16 protein-coding genes are annotated in these 22,807 nt (G+C 55.0%); 9 read left to right on the top strand and 7 right to left on the bottom strand.

Annotation, left to right across the window (positions count from 1 at the left end):
• Positions 1 to 25: 25 nt before the first annotated feature.
• The 4 genes from alaC (at position 26) to A3OW_RS0106465 (ending at position 5,671) form a co-directional block, all read left to right on the top strand.
• On the top strand, positions 26 to 1,210 hold the full coding sequence (gene alaC, locus A3OW_RS0106480; protein ID WP_020562613.1) for an alanine transaminase: 1,185 nt from the start codon (positions 26 to 28) through the stop codon (positions 1,208 to 1,210).
• 40 nt (positions 1,211 to 1,250) lie between these two features.
• Entirely contained in the window at positions 1,251 to 2,561 is a 1,311-nt protein-coding gene (locus tag A3OW_RS0106475; protein WP_020562612.1) for a homoserine dehydrogenase, read from the top strand.
• Positions 2,562 to 2,569: 8 nt separating this feature from the next.
• The gene (thrC, locus tag A3OW_RS0106470) at positions 2,570 to 3,664 is read left to right on the top strand and encodes a threonine synthase (RefSeq protein WP_020562611.1); all 1,095 of its coding nucleotides are present in this window, start codon (positions 2,570 to 2,572) and stop codon (positions 3,662 to 3,664) included.
• A 123-nt stretch (positions 3,665 to 3,787) separates the two neighbouring features.
• Positions 3,788 to 5,671, top strand: coding sequence for a potassium transporter Kup (locus A3OW_RS0106465; RefSeq protein WP_020562610.1), 1,884 nt, complete (start codon positions 3,788 to 3,790; stop codon positions 5,669 to 5,671).
• 114 nt (positions 5,672 to 5,785) lie between these two features.
• Here the strand turns inward: A3OW_RS0106465 and A3OW_RS0106460 are convergent, their stop codons facing one another.
• The 5 genes from A3OW_RS0106460 to A3OW_RS0106440 form a co-directional block, all read right to left on the bottom strand.
• On the bottom strand, positions 5,786 to 6,847 hold the full coding sequence (locus A3OW_RS0106460; protein ID WP_020562609.1) for a cytochrome-c peroxidase: 1,062 nt from the start codon (positions 6,845 to 6,847) through the stop codon (positions 5,786 to 5,788).
• Positions 6,848 to 6,871: 24 nt separating this feature from the next.
• A complete protein-coding gene (locus A3OW_RS0106455) occupies positions 6,872 to 7,903 on the bottom strand; it encodes an outer membrane beta-barrel protein (RefSeq protein ID WP_020562608.1) in 1,032 nt (343 codons plus the stop codon).
• Positions 7,904 to 8,007: 104 nt separating this feature from the next.
• A complete protein-coding gene (locus A3OW_RS24255; protein WP_020562607.1) occupies positions 8,008 to 8,223 on the bottom strand; it encodes a hypothetical protein in 216 nt (71 codons plus the stop codon).
• 82 nt (positions 8,224 to 8,305) lie between these two features.
• Entirely contained in the window at positions 8,306 to 8,920 is a 615-nt protein-coding gene (locus tag A3OW_RS0106445; protein WP_157385806.1) for a DUF1264 domain-containing protein, read from the bottom strand.
• Positions 8,921 to 9,549: 629 nt separating this feature from the next.
• The gene (locus A3OW_RS0106440) at positions 9,550 to 11,334 is read right to left on the bottom strand and encodes an SLC13 family permease (RefSeq protein ID WP_020562606.1); all 1,785 of its coding nucleotides are present in this window, start codon (positions 11,332 to 11,334) and stop codon (positions 9,550 to 9,552) included.
• A 454-nt stretch (positions 11,335 to 11,788) separates the two neighbouring features.
• On the opposite strand from A3OW_RS0106440, the gene A3OW_RS0106430 reads away from it, so the two are divergent.
• The 5 genes from A3OW_RS0106430 to A3OW_RS0106405 all read left to right on the top strand — a co-directional run bounded on the left by A3OW_RS0106430 (position 11,789) and on the right by A3OW_RS0106405 (position 19,222).
• Complete coding sequence (locus A3OW_RS0106430) at positions 11,789 to 12,544, top strand: peptidase (protein ID WP_026223379.1); 756 nt, start codon at positions 11,789 to 11,791, stop codon at positions 12,542 to 12,544.
• Between the two features lie 145 nt (positions 12,545 to 12,689).
• Positions 12,690 to 13,541, top strand: coding sequence for an aldo/keto reductase family protein (locus A3OW_RS0106425; RefSeq protein WP_020562603.1), 852 nt, complete (start codon positions 12,690 to 12,692; stop codon positions 13,539 to 13,541).
• A 262-nt stretch (positions 13,542 to 13,803) separates the two neighbouring features.
• A complete protein-coding gene (locus A3OW_RS26295) occupies positions 13,804 to 14,700 on the top strand; it encodes a class I SAM-dependent methyltransferase (RefSeq protein ID WP_020562602.1) in 897 nt (298 codons plus the stop codon).
• Positions 14,701 to 14,899: 199 nt separating this feature from the next.
• The gene (locus A3OW_RS0106415) at positions 14,900 to 15,685 is read left to right on the top strand and encodes an amidohydrolase family protein (RefSeq protein ID WP_020562601.1); all 786 of its coding nucleotides are present in this window, start codon (positions 14,900 to 14,902) and stop codon (positions 15,683 to 15,685) included.
• A 207-nt stretch (positions 15,686 to 15,892) separates the two neighbouring features.
• Positions 15,893 to 19,222 carry a hypothetical protein gene (locus tag A3OW_RS0106405; protein ID WP_157385805.1) on the top strand — a complete coding sequence of 1,110 codons (3,330 nt, stop codon included), beginning with the start codon at positions 15,893 to 15,895 and terminating at the stop codon, positions 19,220 to 19,222.
• Positions 19,223 to 19,267: 45 nt separating this feature from the next.
• Here the strand turns inward: A3OW_RS0106405 and A3OW_RS0106400 are convergent, their stop codons facing one another.
• Positions 19,268 to 20,212, bottom strand: a complete 945-nt coding sequence (locus A3OW_RS0106400) for a transglutaminase family protein (protein ID WP_020562598.1) — start codon at positions 20,210 to 20,212, stop codon at positions 19,268 to 19,270.
• Entirely contained in the window at positions 20,209 to 22,779 is a 2,571-nt protein-coding gene (locus A3OW_RS0106395) for a circularly permuted type 2 ATP-grasp protein (RefSeq protein WP_026223378.1), read from the bottom strand. The genes A3OW_RS0106400 and A3OW_RS0106395 overlap by 4 nt, the downstream gene beginning before the upstream one ends.
• Positions 22,780 to 22,807: the final 28 nt, after the last annotated feature.

The raw sequence follows: 22,807 nt of genomic DNA, 5'->3' as shown, positions 1-22,807 counted from the left end.
TAATCCGGTTTCCCCAAGAGCAGTAATGGAACAATTTCAACGTATCAGCCGTTTGCCTCCCTATGTTTTCAATATCGTCAATGAGCTGAAAGCCAAAGCGCGAGCGGCGGGAGAAGATATTATCGATTTCGGCATGGGCAACCCCGATCAGCCGACGCCCGACCATATCGTCAACAAGCTGCTCGAAGCGACCAAGCGGGGAGATACGCACCGTTATTCGGTTTCCCGGGGCATTCCGAGATTGAGAAAAGCCATCTGCAACTGGTACCAACACCGTTTCGACGTGGATCTGGATCCCGAAACCGAAGCCATCGTCACCATCGGTTCGAAAGAAGGACTGGCCCATCTGGCCCTGGCCACCCTGGGGCCCGGCGACGTCGTCCTGGTGCCGAATCCCGCCTATCCGATCCATCCGTACGGCGTCGTTATCGCCGGCGCCGATCTCAGGCACGTTCCCTTGATTCCCGGCGTGGATTTCATTGAGGAACTGCATCGGGCGATCGTCGAATCCTGGCCCAAACCGAAAATGCTGATCCTGAATTTTCCGGGCAACCCGACCAGCCAGTGCGTCGAACTGGATTTTTTCGAAAAAATCATCGAAATCGCCAAAGAGCACAACATCTGGGTAGTCCACGACATCGCCTACATCGACATCGTTTTCGACGGCTACAAGGCGCCTTCCATTCTGCAGATCAAAGGCGCCAAAGACATTGCCGTGGAGTTTTTCTCGCTATCGAAAAGTTACAACATGCCCGGCTGGCGCGTCGGTTTCATGTGCGGCAACAAACAACTGGTTTCGGCACTGGCGCGCATCAAATCCTACCTGGATTACGGTACGTTTACCCCGATCCAGATCGCGGCGATCACCGCTCTGGAAGGACCGCAGAATTGCGTCCGGGACATCGCCGACATGTATAGGAAACGCCGCGACGTTCTGTGCGAAGGACTGACGGCAGCCGGCTGGCCGGTCGCCAAGCCCAAGGCGACCATGTTCGTCTGGGCGCCGATACCCGAACCTTACCGGGCGATGGGTTCACTGGAGTTTTCCAAAAAACTGCTGATCGAAGCGAAGGTGGCTGTCGCTCCCGGCATCGGTTTCGGCCAGTACGGCGACGATCACGTCCGTTTCGGCCTGATCGAGAACGAGCATCGGACCCGGCAGGCGGTCCGCGGTATTCGGAATATGATGAAAAAAGACAAGGTTGTATAATACCCCGTTTGTTTGAAAATACTTCGCACAGGAGTTTGCATTGAAACCGGTAAAAGTGGGTATATTGGGATTGGGTACGGTCGGCGGCGGCACCGTCAACGTGTTGAAACGCAATGCGGCGGAAATTGCCCGCAGAGCCGGCCGGGAAATCGTGGTCGCCAGCGCCTCCGCCAGGGACATAACCAAGCCGCGTATCTGCGATACCACGGGAATACGTTTGACGACCGATCCTTTTGGAATCATCGACGATCCGGAAATCGACATCGTACTCGAACTGATCGGCGGCGCGGGCCCCGTCAAAGACATGGTGCTGAAGGCGATCGCCAACGGCAAGCACGTGGTTACCGCCAACAAATCGCTGATCGCCCTGCACGGCAACGAGATTTTCGCCAAAGCCAGCGAAAAGGGCGTCATCGTCGCCTTCGAAGCGGCCGTCGCCGGCGGCATTCCGATCATCAAGGCCATCCGTGAAGGACTGAGCGGCAACCGGATCCAGTGGCTGGCCGGCATCATCAACGGCACCGGCAATTTCATCCTGTCCGAGATGCGCGAAAAAGGCCGCGATTTTAACGACGTCCTGGCCGAAGCGCAGGCGTTGGGCTATGCCGAAGCCGACCCTACGTTCGACGTCGAAGGCATCGACGCCGGTCACAAACTGACGATTCTGGCCTCGATCGCGTTCGGCATTCCCCTGCAATTCGACAAAGTCTATACCGAAGGCATCACCAAGATTACCCGCGTCGACGTCGAGTACGCCGAGCAACTGGGTTACCGGATCAAGCACCTGGGCATCGCCCGGCAAACGCCGGAAGGCATCGAGCTGAGAGTGCATCCGACGCTGATCCCGGAGCGCCGGCTGATCGCCAACGTCAACGGCGTGATGAACGCGGTACTGGTCAAAGGCGATGCGGTCGGACCTACTTTGTATTACGGAGCGGGCGCCGGAGCCGAACCGACCGCCTCGGCGGTGGTCGCCGACGTCATCGACGTCGTGCGGGCCCTGACCAGCGACCCGGAAAACCGGGTGCCGCATCTGGCCTTTCAGCCCGAAGCCATCGTCGATACCCCGGTGCTGCCGCCGGACCGTTTCAAATCGGCTTACTATCTCAGGCTTCATGCCGAAGACAAGCCCGGCGTACTGGCCGACGTCACGAAGATTCTGGCCGACCACCGGATCAGCATCGAAGCCATCATTCAAAAAGAACCTCCGGCCGAGGAGACGGCGGTGCCGATCATCCTGTTGACTCAAATCACGCTGGAAAAAGAACTCAACGACGCGATTGTCAAAATCGAAGCTTTAAAAACGGTGACCGGAAAAGTCAACCGGATTCGCCTGGAAACCTTGGGATAACTCATTTCATGTCTACGAACCCACATTACACCGGATTGATCGAGCGTTACCGCGACCGCCTTCCGGTCAGCGCCTCGACCCGTATTATCAGCCTGAACGAAGGCAACACGCCTCTGATCCGGTTGCAGAACATTCCGCGCCTGACCGGCAAGGAGGTCGACATCCACGTCAAGTTCGAAGGGCTGAATCCGACCGGCTCGTTCAAGGACCGGGGCATGACCATGGCCGTCACCAAAGCGGTGGAAGAGGGGAGCCGGGCCATTATCTGCGCCTCGACCGGCAATACTTCGGCCTCGGCCGCCGCCTACGCCGCGCGCGCCGGCATCAAGGCCTTCGTGATCATCCCCGAGGGCAAGATCGCTCTGGGCAAGCTGGCGCAAACCCTGATGTACGATGCAACGATCATCCAGATCCGGGGGAACTTCGACCAGGGCATGACCCTGGTCAAGGAAATTGCCGACCATGCGCCGGTGACGATCGTCAACTCGATCAATCCGTTCCGGATCGACGGCCAGAAAACCGCTTCGTTCGAGATTATCGACGCTTTGGGCGATGCGCCCGATTATCACTGTCTGCCGGTCGGCAACGCGGGCAACATCACTGCTTATTGGAAAGGTTACAAGGAGTATTCGACCGACAGCGAGACGCATCAGGCCGTGACCCGCAAACGTCCGGTCATGTGCGGCTATCAGGCCGCCGGCGCCGCGCCGTTTCTGGCCGGCCATCCGATCGAGCATCCGGAGACGGTCGCGACCGCGATCCGCATCGGCAACCCGCAATCCTGGGATTATGCCTGGGCCGCGCAAAAGGAATCCGGCGGCTGGTTCGACAAATTCACCGACGAGGAGATATTGGCGGCACAAAAAATGCTGTCACAGTATGAGGGTATTTTTTGCGAACCGGCCTCGGCAACGTCCCTGGCCGGAGCCCTAAAGGACATCCGCAGCGGCAAGATTCCCGAAGGCAGCCGGATCGTCTGCACGCTGACCGGCGTCGGTTTGAAAGATCCCGATACCGCGATCAGGCAGTGCGCGGCGACTCAGCCCTTGACCATCGAAGCCGAGTTGAACGCCGTGAAAAGAGCCATTCTGGACAATATGTAAACATTTCGCCCGGTATTGTATGGGCTGCGAAGTTTAATTCTCCGTGCCAGGCAAAAGGCATCGACGGCTCTCGGCGTCTGTTGGCCGGCAAGATCTTCCATTCTTTCTTGAGGTTATTCTTTTATGCCCTCAACTCCAGCCAACCACCCCAGAGAATCCCTGACCGGCTTGGCGCTGTGCAGCGTCGGCGTCATCTTCGGTGATTTGGGCACCAGCCCTTTGTATGCATTGAAACAAGTCTTCGGCGACGGCATGCCGGTCGATAAGCCGCATATTTTTGGTGCGCTATCGCTCATTTTCTGGTCGCTGATGCTGGTCGTCGCCGTCAAGTACGCCATTTTCATCATGCGCGCCAACAACAAGGGCGAAGGCGGCATCATGGCCCTGACGACGCTGGCGCTGCAGGGAACCAAGGACAATCCCCAAAAAAACTCGTTCATTCTCACCGTCGGTTTGCTGGGGGCCGCGCTGTTTTACGGCGACAGCATTCTGACTCCGGCGATTTCGGTACTCAGCGCGGTGGAAGGGCTGAACGTTATTGCGCCATCGCTGGCCGATGGCGTACTGCCGATTTCGATCCTGGTGCTGGGCGGGCTGTTCATATTGCAGGTCAATGGAGCGGTCAGGTTCAGCCGGCTGTTTTCGTCGGTCATTTGCCTCTGGTTTGTTACGCTCGGCGGACTGGGCGTGATCCATATTCTTCGGCAGCCTGAAATACTGTCGGCGGTTCATCCTCAGTACGCCGTCCGTTTGTTGATCGAGTCCGGAGGAGAGGGGTTTTTCATCATGGGCGCGGTCGTTCTTGCGATTACCGGCGTCGAGGTCTTGTATGCGGACATGGGTTATTTCGGCCTGACACGGATTCGCTTCGCCTGGTTCGGTTTCGTGTTTCCGGCGCTGCTGCTGAATTATTTTGGGCAAGGCGCTTTGCTGCTGACGGATCCCGCCGCCGTACAAAACCCTTTTTATTTTCTGGCTCCGGTCTGGGCGATGGTGCCGCTGCTGCTTCTGTCGATACTGGCGGCCATGATCGTTTCCCAGGCCGTCATCTGGGGAACTTTTTCGGTGACGCGCCAGGCCATTCAACTCGGCTATTGCCCCCGGATCAAAATCCTGCATGTCTCGGACGATAAAATGGGGCAGATTTATATTCCTTCCGTCAACTGGCTGCTGATGCTCTCGGTGTTCGCCCTGATGCTCGGTTTTCAGACTTCATCGGCTCTGGCGTCGGCCTACGGCATTGCCGTGACGGGAGTGATGATCGCCGACACTCTTCTGGCCGTTCACGTCTTCCGGACGCTCTGGCGCTGGCAGAAAGCCGCCGGCATGGCTTTTTTAACGGTGTTTCTGACGCTGGATCTGGTCTTTCTGACTGCCAACAGTCTGAAAATTCCGAGCGGCGGCTGGCTGCCGCTGGCGGTGGCGGCCGCGCTGTTCGTGTTGATGACGACCTGGATCAAAGGCCGCTTGTTGCTTAGGGAATACATGGAAGAAAAGCATTTGCTGTTTGAGGAGCTGGAGCAGAAAATCAAAAAGAACCTGGTTACGGTCGAGGGCACGGCCATTTATCTGGCCCGGAGCTTGCGCGGAGCGCCCCAGGTGCTCCTGCACAATCTCGAGCATAATCACGTCGTGCACGAGCAGGTCATTGTCATGACCGTCGTTACCACCGATGAGCCGTACGTCGACGAAGCGCACCGGGTCAAGATCAGAGCCTTCGGAGAACACCGTAACTTTTACCGGGTCAAGCTGTACTACGGCTTCAAACAAAGCGCAGACGTGCGCCGGGCGCTGGAACTGTGCATTCAGGAAGGGTTGGTGTTCGATCCCAAAAAAGTATCCTTTTTCATCGGCAGCGAGCGGCTTTCGTTTCGCACCCGAAGCCCGATGCCGTCCTGGCGCCGAGGCTTGTTCCGATTCATGTTTCATAATACCTCAAGCCCCATCGAGTTTTTCAAAATTCCCGTGGATCGGGTCGTCGAGCTCGGCATTCGCATCGAGCTGTAGAAACTCTGCGATAAAGGCGGAAAACCGGCCCCAAGGATATACCGAAATGAAGCGGTTTCGTTCGCCTCGGTGCGCAGATCTGGGCGAATGCATGCGCTTTCGGAAAGGCTTCGGTTATTTAGGCAAGGTTCGGCTGGTCAACGAATTCATGAATGCCACCAGATCCTGTTTCTCCTGCCGAGTCAGATGGAGGGGAAAAATCTTGGGATCGGTGTATCCGGCCGGATTTTCCCCTTTATCGTAGTGCTCGATCACTTCCGCCAGTGTTTTCATACTGCCGTCGTGCATATAGGGCGCCGTCAAGGCTATATTTCGTAAAGTCGGCGTCCTGAATCTGCCCAGATCGGCCAGCTGTTTCGTGACGTTCAACCGGCCGAGTTCGGACCGTTGTGCGGCGTTTAGCGGTAGTTCATCCGGATTTTTACCATCTTTTGCTAATTGCCTTATTGCGTCCAACAGAGGCGCCAACCGCTTGAAACCCACACCGATATTGTAAAAACGGTTGTCGGTAAACAAGGCGTTGTTCCAGGAAATTTCATGGCAGGTAACGCAGTTTCCCTTGCCTTGAAAAACGGTTAAACCGCGTTCCGCGCTTGCCGTCAACGCCGATTTGTCGCCGGCGAACAAGTAGCGGTCGAATGCCGAGTCTCCTGCAATCAAGGTACGCTCATAAGCGGCAATGGCTTTGACAATGTGCTCCATCGTCACCTTATCGGCAGCCGTGCCGAAGGCTTTGCCGACCGGTTCGCTATATTCTTTGTCATTCCGGACAATAGCCAGCAGATTGTCGAAATTTTTCAGGCCGTGTTCGGCTGGATTGAGTAAAGGCCCCAGAGCCTGGCTTTCCAGATTATCGGCCCGGCCGTCCAGAAACAGGGTGTTATAGAACGCAGCGTTGAGAAGGGTTGGCGTATTGCGCCGGCCTGCCTGATGCCTGAACCCGACAGCGGTCGGCAAGCCGTCGGTAAATGCCAGGGTTTCCTGATGGCAACTGGCGCAACTGATCGTGCCGTCCGCGCTGAAACGCGCGTCGCGAAAAAAAAGCTTACCCAATGCGATTTTCTCCTCGGTTTGAGGATTGCCGGCGGGAACTGCCAATTCGGGCAAGCCGAGCATGGGATTTGCCCGGATATTTACGGAATACAAAATTGTGATTATCAGCAATAATAGTTTCATGATCTTCCTGCGGCGTTCATCTGCTCAAAGGAGATATTCAATCCCAAGCCAGATATTGTTGTTAGTTACTGTTTGTGCTTCGGAACTTAACCGACGTTGGCCGTGTTGCCACCCGAGCTTCATCATCAGGGAGCTGTTCAGTTCATAAACCAACTCCGCTTCGCCCTGATAAACCGTTTCAAAGGCCCGATAATGTTCATCACGGGGATCGGCCGACGTGAAATCGTTTTTTTCGAAGTCGAAAATCAGATTGGCGCTTAATTTTTCCGCCAATAGAACCTTGAGTTCGGCGGACGCGTAATGATTGATATACGACACGTCATCGGCATACCCGGCGGCGCGTTCCGGTTTTGCGGAACCTTGTTCGTAATGGTATCCGATCAATAATTCGATCTCCGGGGTGATTATCCATTCCAGGTGCGGGCCGAGCGTCCAGAATCGGGTGTCCCGATGCCGGAACGGCGCATTATAGTTGCGCACGCCGTAACGGCTGAGCAAACGTACCGTCAACTTGTCGTTTAAGGCTTGTTCGACCTGAATGACATAAAGATGGCTGGTTAATTTTTCGTCGTAATCTTTCGTCAGACCCTCGCTGTCGATGAATTCATTCTTACCGATGAACAAATCCGGGATAAGGTTGTATTCAAGCTGGACTTTTGTGCCGGCCATCCATTTCTGGCTGAGCTTGACTTCGAATAATCCGTGCGAATAGGCGCTTTGATCGGTAAACAAATAGCCGTCGGCGTTGGCCGAAAATTCGGCTTCACCCCAGGAATTCGTTCCCATCAGGGCAAGTTCCGCTTTGGGCTCGAAGACAAAATCGCCGCCTTGTTGAGGACGATCGACGATGGGTTGGGTCGGATCGTCCTGCAAAGACAACCGCCGCGTCACCGAAAAAAGGGCGACATCGTCGGTGTAATAGGAGCCGGCGTTTACTTGGCTTCGCCACTCCGCGTTCGCATCGGCGCTTGCTATCGTTATCAAGACAATGGACAAATAAACCGGCGGGCAGCGAGGCGGCCGCTTCAGCCTGAATCTGACTGTTCTTTTAGCCATGGGTTGTTCTTTTCGGGTCGAGTTATGTTTTTGGTCTGTTCATCCGGTTGCTTCCGGCGCCACGGCCATTAACCGCCTTGTTGCCGGAAGCGAATATTCAAAAGTTATTTGTCGGAGTGATCCTCCTGTTCTTCGCTGCGGTCATCGATAAAATGCAGTACCGTTATCGTAATCATGAACGCCACAAAAATCATGAATAATAAAGGCATGGCAAACGGCGTATCGTGATGGTCCCGCATATTGATGCCCGTAATGGCGGAAAAGATTTTCAACATGAATTCGACCATGACGTTTTCCTCCCCCGGTATGGGATTAATCATTGAAAAAAACGTCGGCGGGACCACAAGTCCATCCCGCCGACGGATAGCCATAGGCACTTAACCGTGCATCATTTGGAGGAGGCTATTTTTTAAAATCCGGCATTTCATGAACATTGAGGATATAGGGTTCGCCTAAGGGAAACTTGTCTTCCGGCTTCTGGAAATAAATCACTTTGCCGTACGTTTCATGGATGGCCGGCAATAGCTTATCGGTCTCTTCCTTGGTCAGATCCGGGAAAGTGGCGCAGGCCCGGCCTACTTCGTCTTTATGGTAATGCCAGTAATGTTTTTCTTTTTCGGGTAGCGAATTGAATTGCGCGGTAGTAATGATGTATTCGAAACCGATCGGTTTATCCTGGGCCTTCATTCCGGAAGGGAACATCAAACAAACCAGCGTGCCGTCGTCATAGGCCTTGCAATGGTGATGGACGATGGCGTTCAGTTTGGGATCTTTGATGTCCATGACATCCGGTTTCAAGTGCCGCTTGGCCTGGATGTGCAGATCGTTAAAACCCAGGGTGTTGGGATGTTCGATTTGCCGGGGGTTCATTACCGGGTTGTACTTGGGTTGTGCGGCAGAAGCTAGAGCCGTATGCGAATGTTCGCTTTCCGCTGCGGATTCAACAGGCGGGGTAGCGGTCGCGCAGCCGACCGTCAGGCATATACCGATTCCACTGATGATTAATTTTAAGTTCATTGGCATCCTCCAAATTTGGTAGTTGATTATTGTGTTACGAAAGCCGGTCTTTACAGCCTTCGAAATTAACTACGCCATATTCGTGCCAATTTCGGAAAAATTTATATATTATTGTTTAATAATAAGATATTTGGATAAATGAGATGGCTTGTGTATGAAATAATGTTTCATAATATGTTTTAATGAAACTATATTTTGATTCAATATGAATCAAAATGAAACGTATGAAACCGCTCGTAACGCACGGCCGAATTTGATCGAGCGGTTTTATCTTCGAGCACTTTAAATTTTTAACGGGAAACAGACGCTACTGCATCTTTAAGTTTTTGCGGGTTTGGAACGGCGCTATTGGGGCACCGTCCGAGAGGGTTAGCGGACTGCCAAGCGTAAGAGTGAAAAAGCCAGGAGCGGGGGAAAGATAAGTATTCCCGGCTAACCGTTTTTAAAAACTGTTGGACGACAAGACTCAATGATGCAGGCCTCGTGCCGTTTTCAATCGATCAAGCGTTTTTACTTCGGAATTCAGCCAAAATAACCTCCCGAAATCGAAACTGTGTGGGCGCGGCGGGCCGGCCACATCGTCAAGTTAACTTTGACGAAATCCTTATTCAAAGAGGCGTTTCTCAATTTCACCACAATCGGTAAACGGAAGCCAGGATGCTGACGCTCACCAACATGCACATCAGCGACAGCACCCAGCCGGCGCGGAGGTAATCGCGAAAACGGTAGCCGCCGGGGCCGTAGACCATCAAATTGGTCTGATAGCCGTAAGGGGTCATGAACTCGGCCGAACCGGCAAAAGCGATCGCGAGAAAGTAGGGCGCCGGCTCCGAAATGGCCATCAGCTTCAATAACGAGACGGTGACCGGAAACATGATGGCGACTCCGGCTTTGTTGGAGACCAGCATCGACAGCACGTTGGTGGCGAGGTAAACGATAAACAGCAGGGCCACCGGGTGATCGAGCTCCAGCGCCGACTCTTTGATCAGGGCCGCGATCGTGGCGTCCAGCCCGCTGTTGTGCATGGCTTTGGCGAATCCCAGAGCGAGCGCGAGCACAAAAAACAAGTCCAGATCGAGGCTGGCTTTCAATTCATTGTAGCGCCCGAAATTCAGCAGCGCGATCAGACACATGATCAGCAGCAATCCCTTGAACAGGGTAAACATACCAAAGGCGCTCAGGATAAAGGCCGCGGCGATGCCCACGCCCAGCAAGGCGCTTTTCATCGGGCTGAAATTGGTGATGTCCTTCAGCCGGTTGATGACAAACAGGTCGTTGCTGGCATTGGAGCGGTCGTCGAAATCGTGTCCCGTCATCAGCAGCAGCAAGTCGCCTTGTTGCAGCACCAGGTCGCCCAGTTTTCCGCGCAGGCGCTCGCCGTTGCGGCTGACCGCCACCACCGACGCGTCGAACAACGCGCGGAAATTGGATTCCCGGAAGGTTTTGCCGATCAATGCCGATTGGGCCGAGATGATGCATTCGACGACGTTGGCCTTTTCCTTTCCTTCCTTCATGATGGAACCCGGCAAGGACAGACCCGGATTCAATTGCAGCAAATCGACGATGGTGGCCGTTTCGCCGGCAAAAATCAGGATGTCGCCTTCCTTGAGTTTTTCGGTGGGGCCCACGGCCGGCAGCAGTTCCTCGCCCCGGATGATCTCGGCCAGGTACAGTCCTTTCAAATTTCTCAAGCCGGCCTGTTCGATCGTTTTATCGACGAGCGGCGAATTTTCGGCTATGTACGTTTCAACGATATATTCCCGAAGGCATTGATTGTAGTTTTCGAGTAGGCCCTTCCGATCGGGCAGAAAGCGGGGCATGATGAAGACGATGTAGCCAACGCCGATTAAAGCCACGCCGATTCCAGGCAGGGTGAAATCGAAAAATTTAAGCGGCGGAAATCCGGCTTCCGTGACAAAGCCGTTGACGACCAGGTTAGTGGAAGTGCCTACCAGCGTGAGCGTGCCTCCCAACAACGTCGTATAGGACAACGGCAGCATGACTTTGGAAGGAGAAATGCCTTTATGCCGGCACCATTCATAGACATAGGGCATCAGTATGGCGACCAGCGGCGTATTGTTGACGACTCCCGAAATGGCGGTGACGACCACCGATTTGCGCAATAAAAAGTTCCGGTAGCTCAGATCGTGAGGAAACAGCGATTTGAAAAAAACGTCCAGCAGGCCGGATTTGCGCAACACATCGCTGATCACCAGCAGCAACAGGATGCTCAGCAATTGTTCGTTGCTGAGTCCTGAAAGCATTTCGGAGGAACTGGTGATGCCCAGGATCAGAAAAATGATGTTGGCCGCCAGAAAAATCAGCACCGGTTTTGCCCAGTCCTTGAATAAAGCCGTCATCATGCCGAAAATGATCAAAAGCACAACGGCCTGTTGTGTCTCGGGGGTAAACATCAACTATCTCCTGTTCCTGATACGAAATGGATGGACGGGCCTCTTGCAGCGAAGCCGTAGGGATTTGAACAAATTAAAACGGATAATTACTTCCTTTAAGCCTGGGTCAATGATCCGTTTTGCGAGGTCGCCCCTGTATTTTTTGCCGATGCCCAAACCTGCGAAGGCTTTTACAATACCCTATAAATCATAGCATTTACCCGGCCGGGCATGACAAATTATGCGTGCCGCCGATGGCAAGCGGGGTGCGGCTGTCCGGAGGCGGTTCGGGTACCGATGCGGCTGAACGCATCGCAGAAAAAACAGGGATTAACCGGCAGGAAGGACGGGAATGAAATCGGGTCGAATCGGGCTGGATCGGGGCGGATATTGTATACGGTTGCAGGCCTCGTTCCAACTGGACTCGCCAAACGGATTTAAGGTAGACTTGTCATTTTTTCTGGAGAAGAATCGGATGACCTATTGCATCGCTGTTTCGGTTGATGAAGGATTGGTATTGACATCCGACTCGCGAACCAATGCCGGAATCGACAATGTCAGTACGTACGGCAAAATGCACGTATTTGCTACCCGCGAGGAGCGTAGCCTGGTTTTGCTCAGCGCCGGCAACTTGGCGACAACCCAGGCGGTGGTCGAACGTTTACGGCGCGACAAGCGCGAAAACGCGCCGGTCAATCTGAATACCGTGCAGTATTTGTCCGAGGCCGCCGACTATTTGGGCCAGGTAAGTCTGGAGAAACAAAAACGCCACGCCGAGGACGAAGGGCAATCCGGCTTCAACCCGACCGCGACTTTCATCATTGCAGGGCAGGTGGGCGACGAACCGCCGGGGGCGTATCTGGTTTATCCCGAAGGCAACAGCATCACCACCTCCCGGCAAACGCCTTATTTGCAGATCGGAGAAAGCAAATACGGCAAGCCGATCCTGGACCGTTTCATCACGATGTCGACGCCGCTCGACGAGGCCGGCCTGTGCAGCCTGATTTCGATGGACTCCACGATACGCAGCAATGCCAGCGTCGGTCCGCCGGTGGAACTGCTAGTATACCGCAGAGACAGTTATTCGTTCGACGAATATTATTGTTTCGATGCGGACGACGACTATTTGTTATTGTTGAAGCGCCGCTGGCATGAGGAACTGCGCAAGGCTTTCATTGCCTTGCCCCATTACGACCGGGCTTTCGCCAAACCGTTGCGGGGCGGCTTGTAAGCGGCGGCCTTATTCCGGCCGGTTGTTCGGATGACCTCCGGGGCATCCGGAAAATGAGATTCCTGAAGATCGAGTTGTCAATGCCGGATGCACCGTTCGGCGAAATGCGGGCTTTAAGACCTTATCTTCTGTGCTGGAGTATGTTATGAACCCTGACGACTTTTTATTATCCGCCTCCGGCGTCCGGATGCCGCGAATCATTTACGGCACGGCATGGAAGCGGGAAAAAACCGCAGGCCTGGTCGAGCAGGCGATCCGCACCGGTTTTCGCGGCGTCGATACCGCCTGCCAACCCAAACACTACCACGAAGCCGGCGTCGGCGAAGGCATCGCCGCGTGCTTTCAGGCCGGCGTCCTGGCGCGCGAAGAGCTGTACCTGCAAACCAAGTTCACGCCGGTGGACGGACACAATCCGCAAAAAATACCGTACGATCCGAAGGCGAGCCTTGGCGATCAGGTGGCGCAATCGATCCGGTGTTCTCTGGAGAATCTGCAAACGTCTTACCTGGACGGCCTGATCCTGCATTCGCCGCTGCCGAGCCGCCAACAACTGCTGGAAGCCTGGCAATCCATGGAGCAAGCCGTTACCGAGGGCAGGGTCAAACAGCTCGGCATCAGCAATTGCTACCATCGTTCGACGCTCGAATTTTTATTTGATGCCGCCGGGATCAAACCGGCGGTGCTGCAGAACCGCTTCCATGCCGAGACCGGTTACGATCGGACCTTGCGCGAGTTTTGCCGGCAGCACGGCATCGTTTACCAGAGCTTCTGGACGCTGACCGCCAACCCCGGCGTACTGGCAGACAAGACTTTGAATCATCTGGCCGCTCGCTACGGGCGCAGCAGCGCGCAGGTGTTTTTCCGCTTTCTGACCCAGATCGGCATCATTCCGTTGACCGGCACGACCTCCGGGCAGCATATGCAGGAAGATCTGGCGATTTTCGAATTCGAATTGACCGGGGAAGAATGCCGGTCGATCGACCGATTGCTACGGTAGCGGCGCCATGAAAAACCGCATTCCGGAGCCGATCCGCAACGCTATCGTTCGGGTCGAGGCCGTTTAGCGCCTGCGGCGCGGCTTGGGCAAATCGTACGCTACGGTTTGACCGGTGGCGATCGATTTCCGGTACGTCTGTTGGTTATGGTCTACGAGCTCTTGATGAAATCAAGGATTATGCCGGAAGGGATTAACCAGCGTTTTGAAAACTGTCACTGTGGACGGCCGGTATCGCGGTTTCGTTTCATAGCCGAGGAATTTAATGAAAATCAACAACTTTTTTCCTTCCATCTGGTTAGGCGAGTTTAATGATAAAGAACAGTATGATGCAGGGCAGGCCGATCGGAGGGATCTTTACAGCGTACTTGATTCGATTGACGACCGTTTGTTGATTTCCCGCCATGGCTTTTCTCTAAAGGCTTATTGCGCATCCTGTCTCGGGATCACTCCAATGCAGGTAACCTGGCATTATGGCTACGCCAATGCCGACGGCAGCATCCATCCGGCCTGGACGGAAACGGCTGCCTGCGAGCAATGCGGCTTGAACAGCCGAATGCGTGCGGTGTTTGATTTTTTGTTACGCAAGACGGACTTGCACCGTTTCAGTCGTGTTTATATGGCGGAATGCACCACCCCAAGCTTCAGAGCCGTCCGAAAACTATGGCCCGAAGTCGTCGGCAGCGAATTTGTCGGCCCGGAATACCTTCCCGGCCAAACGGCAACCATAGCGCATAGCGGGGAGAACGTCCGCCACGAGGACTTGACCCGGCTGTCTTTTAGAAACGGCGAGTTCGATCTTGTCATCACCCAGGATGTTTTCGAGCACATCCCGGACTATCACGCCGCCTTTGCCGAATGCGCGCGCGTCTTGTCAAGACAGGGCATGCTGGTTTTTACCATTCCGTTTTTTCCGGCGCTGCCCGCAACGCAAATACGAGCCGCCGTACTCAGCGACGGCTCCATTCAACACCACTTGCCTCCCGAATTTCACGGCAATCCGGTGTCCAGCGAAGGCGCGCTTTGTTTCCAGAATTTCGGCTGGGACATTCTGCCTGCATTGAGATCGGCCGGTTTTCGCGAAGCCAGGGCTTCTATGTATTGGGGGCCATGGCAGGGGCATTTGGGTTTTCCGTTCTTTGTTTTCTCCGCTGTTCGATAGCGATTCGATTAAAAAATCCGTACTGAGCCTGCGACCTCTACGGCTGCCCAGTTACCATTTTCGCCGTTCCTGCCCGTCGGCTGCGCCTGAGCTCGCCGATGGCGGATCGTACTCTGCTGAGGCCCATCGAAAGGCTTCTCAACATCAAGTTTCCCGCAACGGCGCCTCTTCAACAAAACATCACTGTGCGGAGCGGCTCATGATTATCGATTGCCATTGCCATGCGGGGCGAGGCGACGTCATGACCGCGCCGTGGAATACCGATGCGCCTTTGGAAACCTACTTTCGTCGTGCCGGTTATGCGGGCATTGAACATACGGTGGTATTTCCGGCTTTTCATACGGATTACTCCGAAGCCAATCGCGAGCTGGCCGGCATTGTAGCGCGATGGCATCCGCGATTGATCGGATTTGCCATGGTCAACGCCAAAAGCGATGCCGGGCGCGTGCATGAAATGCTGCACGAGGCGGTGATTCGGCTCAACCTGAAAGGGCTGAAGATTCACGGCTTTGAGGCCATGCCTACCCGCGAAGTCTGCGAGGCGGCGCGGGCTTTCAATCTGCCCATGATCGTCGATGTTGCCGGCAAGGCGCATGTGATCGACATGTTTGCGCCGCAATACCCCGACGTGAATTTCATCATCCCTCATCTTGGCAGTTTCGCCGACGACTGGCGCGCTCACGAGCGGGTGATCGAACAGTTGGCGCGATATCCCAACGTTTACAGCGACACCTCCGGCGTGCGTCGCTTCGATTATCTGGTGCAGGCGGTCCGGAGGGCGGGCGCGGGCAAGCTTATCTTCGGATCCGATGGCCCCTGGCTTCATCCGGGACTTGAACTGCACAAAATAAAATTATTGGGTTTGCCTCCGAAAGAAGAGGCCCTTATCCTGGGCGGTAACGCGTATCGATTGATTTTTTCACGAGAAGCCGGCCGCAGCCGCTCTTTTGTTCAGAAACGAAAGCGTAAGCATGAGCCTGGTTAAAATGGTGGTGCTCATATTGAAAAATCAATCCGGTGCGTGTTATTCTCGCTTTGTTTACCGCCGGATAGCTGTAAGGACGGGAGTCACTGTACGGATTTGCCGAAAGCCCTGATTGCAAGCCTCCTTTGCTTCTTCGCGGCTGAGGAAAGGCGTAGGTTCTTTACAAGCTTTCGACTTGCACCCATCAGATTAACGGAGGCGGCCTCTATGTCAGAAACTAAAAACGGCTCTAAACCAAGGAGCTGGTTTCCCAACATCAACTATCTCTTGCTGGCGTTGCTGGCCGGCACTCTGTTCATTACTCAGAAGCCGTTTCACGAATCCCGGCCCCGCAACGCGGAATCGGCCGTCGTACATCAGGTGAATGCCCGGCCCTGGCAGGATCCGTTTGAAGCGATAGAGTATTACGTCGATAAGATCGATAACAAAGAAGGCTCCGATCATCTTGAAGAGATTCGGAACGGTATCGGGAATATCCGCGAAGACATTGAAAATAAAGCGGCGGCGAATGGCCTCGATAAAATCAACGTGATCGCGGTGATGCTGCCGGGAGGCGTTTACTATGAAGATAGCGAGACCCGGCGCAAATTGCGTTACGCGGTCCTGTCCGGATTTAATGCGGCTTTGCGCTACATGCCCGAAAATTCGAGCCATATTCAATTTTTCAATACCAAAGCCACGGACATGTTGAAAAGCTCCCGGGTAGCCTACGAATGGCTGATTTACCCGCCGATCCGCCAAGGCCGATCTTCGCCGGTAAAAACTGAAAGATCTTACGAACGCCCGCCGGTACTGGTGCTGTGGCTGAATAACGACGATTTTGGAATGACCCCTCACGAAAAGATCAAGCACTTGGTTGAAGACTATCTTGGCCAGTCCGGCAAAGATCGGGCCGATCAAAAGAAAACGGCGGAAATAGGCCGCGTCGCCGTGCTGGGACCCCTCAATTCGGGCATCCTGCAGGATTTGGCCGGCGAAATGGCCAGCACAGAAGTCGGCGGCAATTATCGCTATTACTCGCCCAGCGCCACGGTCTGGGAATGCAATTTTTTGTGGAGTATCACGCCGGATAAAGCGGATAATTCTTCCAGTCCCGGCATTTATCCCAATCTTCAAGCCTATTTCGAAGCCCGCCATCTGCCGTTTTTACGCGTCGCCGCCACCGACTGGGATCTGGCTCTGACCGTCAAACACGAGCTTCAACTGAGGGGAATCGAACCCGGTAAACGCGACCGCATACTCCTGGTTGGCGAATGGGACAGTCTCTACACCTGGCATTTAACCAATACCTTCCGAGACGTGTTTACCAGAAAGGAACCGGCGAACCGTTGCGTCAGAGAAATAAATATCAAACAGCCTGACGGAAACAAGAACATCCCGCTTCGGGATCAATTTATTCTCCAGGCCAGTTATCTTCGAGGCCTGGACGGAGAAAAACCCAATTGGGACAGCGGCGCCGCCAAGTCTCAGCATCGCAATGAACGCAATACCGGCAGCGGGAAGGAAGCGATCGATTTTATCGAAGAGTCAAACGGCGACAGCCAGCTCGATTACATCCGGCGGCTTGCGGCACAGACCGAAAGGCTGGATCAGGAAATACGCAATGATCCGGACTGGAATTATCACGAGCCCCACGCAATCAAGGCCATCGGGGTATTGGGCAGCGATGCGTACGACAAGTTATTGATCATCGAAGCGCTGCACGGCAAGTTTCCGGATGCGGTATTTTTCACCAATGGCTTCGACGCCAGATTAACCGAACCGAAAAACAACGAATGGGCGCGGAACCTAGTCATTGCGTCCGGCTACGGTTTGACGCTGCATCGGGATTTACAGAAGGACATCCCTCCTTTTCGGGACGACATTCAAACGGCTTTTTTTCTTGCCACGCAAATGGCCCTGGCCGAACAATTCGACAGTCATGCTGCGATCGACAAGTATGCAAAAGAAGATTTATTTTTTGATGAGACTATTCGGTCCATGCTGAGGACAAGCCGGCAACCCGATTTCGACAGGCTGCTGATGCCCGGAATGAAACCCTTGGCAAGACGATTCGAAGTGGGGCGCACCCGGTCTTTCGATTTGAGCACCCGTCAGGATTGTCAACAATCCACGCCTTGTCTGCATCCGGAACCGCTCGAGCAGAGCTGGAACGGTGCTTCGTTATTGTCTTTAAACGCATTTTTGGGCTTCGTTTTATTCCTGTTTAAACCCTCAAGAGAATTTCTCGGGCAAAGGTCCGGATTGTGGTTTATTGCGTCCATGGTAGTGCTGTGCTGGAGTTTGCTGGCCGGCATCCATTGCGGGCTTTTTGCGGTGCCGAACGGTATTTTCGACGGCTTTCTGATGCTCAAGCTGACGATCCTGGGAGGGCTCTATACCGTTTTAATGTACGGCATCGTGTGTTTCGACAAAAAGTTGCCTCCTCGCGGGAGTATTCATTCATCCGAAAGAGCCGGAAAAAAATTTTTCTTCGGGGTGAACCTGGCCGTTATTGCGATAGGAGCCTGGATTATCTGGTTTTTCGTCAGACCGAACGGTTTATTGAATCCCATAGAGCCGTATGCGCTTTGGGAGGGAGTCAGCCTGTGGCCTTCACAAGCAATACGCTTTTTTGCCTTTATTTTAGCCGGGTTTTTTATCCTCCGGGTCTCCGATTTTCCACGCGCCTTTTCGAAATGGCTGAAGCAAAACAAAATGCTGCCCGCCGCTGAGTCAGCCGATTTCCCGTTAATGAATCAATGGCGAAGCTGGCAGGAAAAGCATTGCAAGCGCAATTGGATTTGGGGGTTTATCGCTTTGTTTTCCCTGGAAATCACGGTGTTGTGGTTTTCAGGATTTCCCGGTGTCCCTTTTCGCGGCGAAGAACTGTTTTCGCTCAACATTCTTTTGTTGCAGGGGTTGTTGTTGCCGGCCTCGCTGATTCTTCTGGTCCTGGTCTCCGACGCGGTCATCGTTGCCGTCGCCTTGGTCGAGGGTTGTCTGTTCGACGATGCCGACGAGCATCGAATCCGGTGGCCTTCGGACGCCCTGACCCGATTTTCAATCCGGTATGAGGTTTCCGATAGCCGGAATCATTTGAACGAATGGATCAGCGTTCGTTTTATCGGAGAACTGACCCGGCAAATCTACGGTTTCATCGGCTCTCCTCTGATCGTCGCCTTGCTGCTCGTCTTGGCCTGTTCCAGTTATTTCGATAATTGGATCATGCCGTTCTATATGAAACTGAGCATAGGCTTTTGCGTAGGATGGTTGCTGTATTGGGACCAGCGTCTCAAGAGAGCGGCCGATACGGCCCGCGAAAACGCATTGAGCATGCTGCGCTTGCGGGCCATGAAACTCCAGTCGCAAGATCAGTCCGGACCCGTCAGTGCTCAGTTGGAACGGTTGATAAGCATGATCGAGAACGACGAGGCGACCGTATACAAACCTTTTACGCAGCGTCCGATTTTTATGAATACGTTGCTGATCATGGTCGCTTTATTGGCGGATTCCACGGATTATTTTCTGCTGGCCAGCAAGTTGCTTGGGGGATAAGTCAGTGTTCGACCCGGATAAAAACGAAAATTCGGATATTTGGCCTCAGCCTTCGGCTGGCTCGCTTTCCAGACGCGCCACATCCACCGATACCGACAAGGTATGCTGGCCGCCTCCGAAGGCAATGCCTTTCAAAGGGGTTACATCGGAAAAATCGCGCCCCCAGCCAAGAGTGATGTGCTGGTCCACGGGCTGCTGATTGTTGGTCGGATCGAATTCCAGCCAACCCCGGCCGGGCAAATAGACGGCAAACCACGCATGGGACGCATCGGCTCCGGTCAGACGCGGACTGCCGTCTTCGGGCCGGGTTTCTATATAACCGCTGACATAGCGCGCGGCCATCCCGAAGCTGCGCAGGCAGCCGATCGCCAGATGAGCGAAGTCCTGGCAGACGCCGCGGCGATGATGCAGCACTTCCGAGAGCGGTGTGGCGATCGTCGTGAACACGGGATCGTAGGTAAAATCCCGGTGGATGCGCTGCATCAAATCCCGTACCGCATCGATCAGGGGGCGGTCGGACAGGAACGACGGCTTGGCATAATGGTAAAGGTCGTCGCTGGCGGCAATCATCGGCGAATCCAGCCGGTACAGCCCGGCTTCCATGACGTCCAGGGCCGGCGCCGGAGTTGGTTCGATCTTTAACCCGAGAGGCTGGAACGGCGGAGAGGCTTCTCCCAACCAGCGGCCCACCTGTTCCCAGGAGCATCGGTCGTCCGATGTTTCCTCTTCCGGTCCGGCAACGACCGAGACTTCGCTGAGCGAGGTGACGGACAATCGGTTGTGCGGTTCCTGAACGGCAAAATAAACGACGCGATTTCCGAAAAAATCGGTATGCTCCTCAAGGTCCACCGGCGTCGGCGAAATCTCGAGCCGGCTGGAACGGCATGTCTGCCGACCCAGATTGCGCGGCTGTAGCCGTGCCTCGTTCTGGCTCAGGACGACGGTCTGGCTGTAACTGTAAACGGTCGTATGAAGAACGCGGTATTTCATAGCTCATCCTCGGGAGTCTTCATCGCCGGCATGAGCTGAGAGGTTTGCGAATGGCTGAAATAAGCCTGGGCAATGACCTCGGCCGTCCGCGACAGACGCTCGGCCGTGCCGGACAACAAGGCGTCGAGTTCGGAAAAGGCGGCTTCTTCGTCGCCAATTTTCAACAGTTCAAAGCCGCCGCACAGGCGCAGCTCGGTGTGGGCTTTCAATATCAGCCGTTCCTCTTCGCTCAGCCGGCTTTTGCCGTTTTCTCTCGGCAAGGCGGCGATATGGGCCGACAGTTCCGACAGTTGATAGGCCAGGGAGCGGGGGTGGGCGGTATCGACCAGCAGCAAATCCAGCGCCAGGGGCAGATGCAGGGCGGAGCGGTAGCGCCTGAGATAATTGTTCAAGCTGTCGGTGGACACCAGGACCGATTCCAGCACCTGATTCAGAAGCGCCTCGTCGTGCCGTTTGACTAGGGTGGCGCGCAGCAGTGCAATAAGATTCAACGCCCGCTCCAGCCTGCGGCCGCAATCCAGCATCAGCCAGCCGTTGTCCCGGGTCATGCTTTCGGTGATCAAGCCGGTGAACGCCACGATGCCGTTGATCAATTCTTCCAGATAGCTCTGCAACTGGTCGATGCGGACGTCATTCGCGAATACCCGTTGCTGCCAGCGCCTGCGGATCGTGTCGATACTCCGCCAGGTATCCTGCGACCAGAGATCGCGTATGTTGAAGGCCGCCTGAATAAATCCCTGAATATTGGCAGTCAAGGATCCCGGCCGCTGACCGTCGGTGGCCAGCGACAATAATTCCGCCTGAGGCTCTTGCAGAAGCAGCTCGCCGGCATCGACAAAACCGGGATAAGTCGCGGTGACGTGGGTCAAGGCGCAGCACAAAATTTTCAGGCAGTCGGCATGGGCCGTTTCCTCGTACTCCGGAATTTCTCTCGATTTGAGCAGCACGGTGCGCAACAGCCGGGCCGTGGCTTCTCCGCGCTCGAGGTAGCGCCCAACCCAGAACAAATTGTCTGCGGCCCGGCTGGTCAATGGCTCGGAAGCGGCGCTGAGCGGCGGACCGGAAACCGTTTGCGGGTGGAATAGGGGGGAGGACTCGGCTCCGGCAGACAGAATCCAGGTATCCTTGCTCATGCCGCCTGTCTGGTTCGAAACAAAGAGCGCCTTTTTTTCTGATGCGATTCGAGTCAAACCGCCGGGCATGATCCGGTAATCGTCGCCGTGGGCGATGACGAAATTGCGCAGTATGGCATTACGGGGTTCGATACGGTGGTTGATGAACGACGGCGCCGTCGAAAAGCTGATTTGCTCCTGGCCGACGAACAGATAGGGTTTGGCCAGGATGGCCTTGCGCAAGACTTCCTTCTCCTTGGCGTTCAGATTGCAGCCGAACAAGGTGCCGTGGGCCCTGTTCCGGTAGATTCTTTTGATTACCAGCCGATCCAGATTGTGCAGGACAAAATCGCGTTCGCGCGGTTGCCCGCACCACCAGGTCGCGGCCGAGTCCAGAATAAGATCCTCGCCGAAAAAATAACGCGCCAGTCCCGGTAAGAACGGGAGCAGCCCCGGGTTTTCGAGAACGCTGCTGCCCAGGGGATTGGCGATGGCCACGTTGCCTCGCCGCACCGCTTCCAGCAACCCCGCCACGCCCAGGCGGGAATCGCTGCGCAATTCCAGAGGATCGCAAAAGGTATCGTCCAGACGGCGCAGGATCACGTCGACCGGTTGCAGCCCTTCCATTGTTTTAAGCCAGACCTTGCCGTCCCGGACCGTCAGGTCGTCCCCTTGAACCAGCGTAAAACCCAGATAGGAAGCCACGTACGCGTGTTCGAAATAAGTTTCGTTGAAGGGGCCCGGCGTCAGTACGACGATTCGGGGATTTTCCTTGTGGTGCCGGGCGAGGCCGGCCAGACCGGCGGCAAAGGTTCGGAAGAAATCGGACAGGCGCCGCACCGGATGATCCCGGATGACTTCGGGCAGTACGCGGCTTATCGCGCGCCGGTTTTCCAGCGCATAGCCGAAACCGGACGGCGCCTGGGTGCGGTCCGCCAGAACCCACATGCGGCCGTCGGGTCCGCGCGCAAGATTGGCCGAATAAACCGTCAAGTGCCTTGGCTGAGGTTGCAGCGCCCCCACGCAGGAATGCAGAAAGCCGGGATGCGCCAGCACCAGGTCCAAAGGCAGCAATCCCTTTTTTAATAAAGTCTGACTGCCGTAAACGTCTTTCAGGATCAGGTCCAGCAGCTCGGCGCGTTGCCTGAGCCCGGCTTCGATCGTCTGCCATTCTTCGCCGCTGATCAGAAGAGGAATGGGATCGAGCCGCCAGGGTCGGGTCAGATTGACCGAGTCGCCGTAGACGTTATAGGTTACTCCGTTTTTTTGCAGCAGACGTTGCGCATCCCGCCGCCGGCGCTCCAGTTCCTCGCCGCCCATCGCATCCAGCGCCTCGATAAAATGCTCCCAATAAGGCAGCACCTTGTGCTCGGTCGCATACATTTCGTCGTAGACGCCGAGCCGCGTGTCATAAAATTGAGTGATCATCGGGCTGTCGGATGGAGGCACGGCCATGTCCTAAAAGTTGTTACTCAACAGACCG

The sequence above is a fragment of the Methylosarcina fibrata AML-C10 genome (assembly GCF_000372865.1).
Lineage (GTDB): Bacteria > Pseudomonadota > Gammaproteobacteria > Methylococcales > Methylomonadaceae > Methylosarcina > Methylosarcina fibrata.
Note: the sequence above shows the minus strand (reverse complement) of the source record. Positions and strands in the feature narration are given on the sequence as shown.

Coding starts and splice junctions, on each gene's coding strand:
- alaC (WP_020562613.1), top strand. CDS start 26: ATGGAACAATTTCAACGTATCAGCCGTTTGCCTCCCTATGTTTTCAAT.
- thrC (WP_020562611.1), top strand. CDS start 2,570: ATGTCTACGAACCCACATTACACCGGATTGATCGAGCGTTACCGCGAC.
- A3OW_RS0106465 (WP_020562610.1), top strand. CDS start 3,788: ATGCCCTCAACTCCAGCCAACCACCCCAGAGAATCCCTGACCGGCTTG.
- A3OW_RS0106460 (WP_020562609.1), bottom strand. CDS start 6,847: ATGAAACTATTATTGCTGATAATCACAATTTTGTATTCCGTAAATATC.
- A3OW_RS0106455 (WP_020562608.1), bottom strand. CDS start 7,903: ATGGCTAAAAGAACAGTCAGATTCAGGCTGAAGCGGCCGCCTCGCTGC.
- A3OW_RS24255 (WP_020562607.1), bottom strand. CDS start 8,223: ATGATTAATCCCATACCGGGGGAGGAAAACGTCATGGTCGAATTCATG.
- A3OW_RS0106445 (WP_157385806.1), bottom strand. CDS start 8,920: ATGAACTTAAAATTAATCATCAGTGGAATCGGTATATGCCTGACGGTC.
- A3OW_RS0106440 (WP_020562606.1), bottom strand. CDS start 11,334: ATGTTTACCCCCGAGACACAACAGGCCGTTGTGCTTTTGATCATTTTC.
- A3OW_RS0106430 (WP_026223379.1), top strand. CDS start 11,789: ATGACCTATTGCATCGCTGTTTCGGTTGATGAAGGATTGGTATTGACA.
- A3OW_RS0106425 (WP_020562603.1), top strand. CDS start 12,690: ATGAACCCTGACGACTTTTTATTATCCGCCTCCGGCGTCCGGATGCCG.
- A3OW_RS26295 (WP_020562602.1), top strand. CDS start 13,804: ATGAAAATCAACAACTTTTTTCCTTCCATCTGGTTAGGCGAGTTTAAT.
- A3OW_RS0106415 (WP_020562601.1), top strand. CDS start 14,900: ATGATTATCGATTGCCATTGCCATGCGGGGCGAGGCGACGTCATGACC.
- A3OW_RS0106405 (WP_157385805.1), top strand. CDS start 15,893: ATGTCAGAAACTAAAAACGGCTCTAAACCAAGGAGCTGGTTTCCCAAC.
- A3OW_RS0106400 (WP_020562598.1), bottom strand. CDS start 20,212: ATGAAATACCGCGTTCTTCATACGACCGTTTACAGTTACAGCCAGACC.
- A3OW_RS0106395 (WP_026223378.1), bottom strand. CDS start 22,779: ATGGCCGTGCCTCCATCCGACAGCCCGATGATCACTCAATTTTATGAC.